Source organism: Brevundimonas sp. EAKA, assembly GCF_000698025.1.
Lineage (GTDB): Bacteria > Pseudomonadota > Alphaproteobacteria > Caulobacterales > Caulobacteraceae > Brevundimonas > Brevundimonas mediterranea_A.
This window is the reverse complement of the sequence record NZ_JMQR01000274.1, coordinates 1-626: the sequence shown is the minus strand read 5'-3', so window position 1 is coordinate 626 and position 626 is coordinate 1. Positions and strand designations below refer to the sequence as shown.

The following is a 626-nucleotide window of genomic DNA, read 5'->3' as shown; positions in this document are numbered from 1 at the left end:
GGCCTTCCTGGCCGCCCCCCTGATCCCCGCGACGCCCGATCTGATCCCCGCGCCGCCCGAACCGCCCTCGCCCCGCCTGCTCTCGGCCCACGGCCTGCGCGCGGCCGGCCGCTGGCTGGCGCCCGTCGAGACCCTGGAGAAGATGGCCGATCTGCGCGCCGCCAATACCGCGGACCGCGGCCGCCTGTCCGACGCCGCCCTGATCGACCTGGGCTGGACCGCCGATCAGGCGAAACAGGTCATCGCCGCCCTGAAGACCGAGCGCGCCCGCCAGCCCGACAAGCCCGGCGTCGCGCCGAAGCCGCCCAAGGATTCGCCCTTCGCCGCCCTGGCCGTCCTGACAGCGCCCCCGACGCCGCCGGCGCGCGCCAAACGCCGTCGCCCTCGCCGAAAGGCCCAGGCTTGAGCGACGACGCCTGCCGCATCGACATCTGGCTGTGGCGGGCGCGTTTCTTGAAGACGCGGAGGCCGGCCGCCCCCCCCCCCCAGCGCGGCGGGGGGGGGTGGGCGCGCCCCGGGGCGGGGGCCCCGCCGGCTCAAACCCCCCGCCTGCCGCCCCCCCGCGGGGCCGCGACCCCCGGCCCACCACGCCGCGGGGCCGCCCCCCCGGGGGGGGCGGCGGGGCG

The 626-nt window shown here is 79.9% G+C and carries 1 pseudogene; it reads left to right on the top strand.

Annotated features, from left to right (window positions below):
* Positions 1 to 406 (top strand): annotated as a pseudogene (locus tag ER13_RS18880) (phosphonate-binding protein); the annotation flags it as partial.
* Positions 407 to 626 lie beyond the last annotated feature (220 nt).